This is a genomic window from Pseudomonas sp. 05T35 (assembly GCF_056396605.1).
In genome coordinates, this window is the sequence record NZ_JBFTLU010000448.1 from 1 (window position 1) to 3,658 (window position 3,658).

General features: G+C 57.9%; 5 protein-coding genes. 4 read left to right on the forward strand and 1 reads right to left on the reverse strand.

Features of this window, described 5'->3' with window-relative positions; translation table 11 throughout:
- Positions 1-142: 142 nt before the first annotated feature.
- A complete protein-coding gene (locus tag AC1DH9_RS24955) occupies positions 143-1,102 on the reverse strand; it encodes a MerR family transcriptional regulator (RefSeq protein ID WP_427544307.1) in 960 nt (319 codons plus the stop codon).
- Positions 1,103-1,310: 208 nt separating this feature from the next.
- On the opposite strand from AC1DH9_RS24955, the gene AC1DH9_RS24960 reads away from it, so the two are divergent.
- The 4 genes from AC1DH9_RS24960 to folX form a co-directional block, all read left to right on the forward strand.
- On the forward strand, positions 1,311-1,880 hold the full coding sequence (locus AC1DH9_RS24960) for a putative antibiotic biosynthesis monooxygenase (RefSeq protein ID WP_427544310.1): 570 nt from the start codon (positions 1,311-1,313) through the stop codon (positions 1,878-1,880).
- A 127-nt stretch (positions 1,881-2,007) separates the two neighbouring features.
- Positions 2,008-2,718 carry a dihydromonapterin reductase gene (gene folM / locus AC1DH9_RS24965; RefSeq protein WP_427544313.1) on the forward strand — a complete coding sequence of 237 codons (711 nt, stop codon included), beginning with the start codon at positions 2,008-2,010 and terminating at the stop codon, positions 2,716-2,718.
- Positions 2,719-2,740: 22 nt separating this feature from the next.
- Positions 2,741-3,301, forward strand: a complete 561-nt coding sequence (gene folE, locus AC1DH9_RS24970; protein ID WP_427544316.1) for a GTP cyclohydrolase I FolE — start codon at positions 2,741-2,743, stop codon at positions 3,299-3,301.
- A gap of 2 nt (positions 3,302-3,303) precedes the next feature.
- The coding region (gene folX / locus AC1DH9_RS24975) for a dihydroneopterin triphosphate 2'-epimerase (protein WP_477808972.1) at positions 3,304-3,658 on the forward strand (355 nt) is incomplete at its 3' end.

The window sequence follows — 3,658 nt, forward strand, 5'->3', positions numbered from 1 at the left end:
GCGCGGGACCTTCGAACGAGAAACCGAACAGGGCTATTACGCCTATCGGCTCAACCAAAGCGACAAGGATGAAACCGAACGCCTGCGTCAGTTCATTCTTCAGCAGCATCGCCTGACACATCCCGCGCTGCACATCTGAGCCTCAGGTATCGAGCGTTCCCGCGAGAAACTGCTGCAAACGCTGCTGCATCACCCCCCCTTCACTTCCAATACAGCCAATCGACGATCCGCTCAGGCTCTCTTGCGCCAGATCCGCCGAATCTCCAGCCAGTATCAGGCGACAATCCAGGCCCATAGCCAGCCGATTCAGACGGCGAGTGAAGTCAGGTGCAGGCGCTTGATTGGAAAACAATACCAGCGCGTGCGGTTTGATCCTGTCACAGACCAGGGTCAGCTCATCAAATGGTTGCCCCAGTGCCAGTGTCCTGATACCTACCTGCGTACTGCCCATATACAAAGCCGTCAATAGCAACTCAAGCTTATGGCAGTGCGAATCAATGGCAGAAACGATCACCTGCAACGGCTGCCCACCTCGTAACAATGCCAGTCGCTGGAGAACTCTGGCACGAAGAAACATATCCAGCATCGCCCACTCACTGGTTTGTCCAAACAATTCATGATGCTGAAGCAATTGCGTCCACAGCGGCATGAAAATGTCCTGGAACGTCACCGTCAATGAATAAGTGGAAAATACCTGACCGTAAATCCGCCCCAACTCCGCATCGTCAAAATTGCAGATTGCCGCGCTGATCTGCGCTTGCCACTGGGCATAGTCGGCCTGAACCAGTTCATCCGGGATGACGCTCGACAACGCCGGGACCTCGCTGGTCTTCGCCAGAATCCTGCCCACCTTGCTGACTGCCACGCCACGTCCGATCCAGCCAAGAATGCTCTGAACCCGTTCAATATCGGTCATGGAATACAGCCGATGCCCACTTTCGGTGCGTGTTGGCTGGATCAATCCATAGCGCCGCTCCCAGGCGCGCAAGGTCACCGGATTGACGCCCGTCAGGCGCGCCACTTCACGGATCGGGAACAGTTGCTCTTGCTTCTCCAGACGAGAAAATTGCACGGTCTGGGGAGGATCAGTCGTCGTAATCATAAGTTCTTGGACGTCCGTGTCAGATTGGATCCCATTTATCTCTCATCATATTCCTACATTGCAAGAGCTATACATCCGACAATCTGTCGAGTGCATTTGAAAAACCAGGAATAATCCTTGCTTGTTTTTAAACGCAGCCCTTTATCCCGGTGCTGCGTTTTGTACGCCTCCTACCCGGAACCGCGTGCTTGTCCTACGGAGATACACAATGTCTACCTCACCCGTCACCCTGATGGTTGCGCGTCGCGTTGCCAACGGGCGTTATCAGGACCTGATCGCCTGGCTGCGCGAAGGCGAACAACTGGCCACCGATTTTCCCGGCTATCTCGGCTCTGGCGTGCTCGCCCCGCCGGTCGGAGATGACGAATTCCAGATTATCTTCCGCTTCGCCGATGGGCAGACTCTGCATGCCTGGGAGCATTCCGCCTCGCGCACGGCGTGGCTGGCACGCGGCAGCGAGTTGTTTGCCCACCCTTCCGAGTATCGGGTCAGCGGCATCGACGGTTGGTTCGGTGCGGTCGGGCAACGTCCACCTCGCTGGAAACAGGCCGTGGCGATCTGGCTGGCATTTTTTCCGGTCTCGCTACTGTTCAACTTTGTACTCGGCCCACTGCTGAGCGACATGAGCCTGCTGACTCGTGTATTCGTCAGCACCCTGGCCTTGACGCCGTTGATGGTCTACGTCTTTATTCCGCTGTCGACCCACCTGCTGACCGGCTGGTTGAACAACACAGCAGGGCGGTCATTGCCCGCGGCACCGTCCACCCAGAATCGCTGAAAGATCGCAGGCTCGCTGTGAGATTGGGTCGTGCGGCTGTGGGAGCAGCCGGAACCTGCGATCTTTTCAAGGCATTGCGCAAGCTGTCGCTGGTATAGTTTTGCCATACCCGCGATGCGAGCCATCCATGACCTCTTCCTCAGCTCCGATCCTCATTACCGGCGCCAGCCAACGTGTCGGCCTGCACTGCGCGCAGCGGCTGCTGGAAGAAGGTCACCGCGTGATCATCAGCTACCGCAGCGAACGCCCGGGCGTGCAAACACTGCGCGACCTTGGCGCGATTGCACTGTTTGCCGACTTCTCCAGCGAAGCCGGGATCCTGGCGTTCATCACGCAATTGAAAGCCCATACCCGGAGCTTGCGGGCAATTGTGCATAACGCTTCCGCCTGGCTGGCCGAAACCCCTGACACCGAAGTGGCCGCATTCACCCAGATGTTCAGCGTGCACATGCTTGCGCCCTACTTGATCAACCTGCATTGTGCCGACTTGCTGCAGCACTCCAGCCCCGCCGACATCGTGCATATCAGCGACGATGTCACGCGCAGGGGCAGCAGCAAGCACATCGCTTATTGCGCCACTAAAGCCGGGCTCGACAGCCTGACCCTTTCCTTCGCCGCGAAATACGCCCCGAAAATCAAGGTCAACGGTATCGCGCCGGCCCTGCTACTGTTTAATCCCGACGACAACGCGGCGTACCGCGCCAAAGCCCTGGCCAAGTCCGCGCTGGGTATCGAACCCGGCAGCGAGGTTGTCTACCAGAGCTTGCGCTACTTGCTGGACAACCCTTATGTCACCGGCACGACCCTGACCGTCAACGGCGGACGGCACCTCAAGTAGGCCGCCCCCGCGAGGATGTTCCATGACGTTATCCCTGTCCCAGAGCTACCGTGAAATCCTGATCGGCCTGGGCGAAGACCCCGACCGCGAGGGTTTGCAAGACACCCCGATGCGTGCGGCCAAGGCCATGCAGTACCTGTGTCATGGTTACGAACAGAGCGTCGACGAGATCGTCAATGGCGCGCTGTTCGCCTCTGACAACGATGAAATGGTGATCGTCGACGACATCGAGCTCTACTCGCTCTGCGAACATCACCTGCTGCCCTTCATCGGCAAGGCCCATGTGGCTTATATTCCCACCGGCAAGGTGTTGGGCCTGTCGAAGATCGCGCGAATCGTCGACATGTTCGCCCGGCGTTTGCAGATCCAGGAAAACCTCACCCGGGAAATCGCCGAGGCGGTGCAGCGCGTCACCCAGGCCGCCGGTGTTGCGGTAGTGATCGAGGCCCAGCACATGTGCATGATGATGCGCGGCGTCGAGAAACAGAATTCGACCATGAACACCTCGGTGATGCTCGGCGCCTTTCGCGAGTCGAGCAACACCCGCCAGGAGTTCCTGCAATTGATTGGACGGAGCAAGTAGCAATGCCACAACTTCAACCAGGAATGGCCCGCATTCGGGTCAAGGACCTGTGTCTGCGGACCTTCATCGGAATCAACGAGGACGAAATCCTCAACAAGCAGGATGTGCTGATCAACCTGACCATCCTCTATGCAGCCCAAGACGCCGTGCGCGACAACGATATCGATCATGCGCTCAATTACCGCACCATTACCAAGGCGATCATCGCCCATGTGGAAGGCAACCGGTTCGCCCTGCTCGAACGCCTGACCCAGGAGATACTCGATCTGGTCATGGCCAACCAAAGCGTGCTTTACGCCGAAGTCGAAGTCGACAAACCCCACGCCCTGCGTTTCGCCGAGTCGGTATCGATAACGC

Excerpts from the sequence above, each read along its gene's own strand:
- folE (WP_427544316.1), top strand. The coding sequence starts at position 2,741 with ATGACGTTATCCCTGTCCCAGAGCTACCGTGAAATCCTGATCGGCCTG.
- AC1DH9_RS24960 (WP_427544310.1), top strand. The coding sequence starts at position 1,311 with ATGTCTACCTCACCCGTCACCCTGATGGTTGCGCGTCGCGTTGCCAAC.
- folM (WP_427544313.1), top strand. The coding sequence starts at position 2,008 with ATGACCTCTTCCTCAGCTCCGATCCTCATTACCGGCGCCAGCCAACGT.
- AC1DH9_RS24955 (WP_427544307.1), bottom strand. The coding sequence starts at position 1,102 with ATGATTACGACGACTGATCCTCCCCAGACCGTGCAATTTTCTCGTCTG.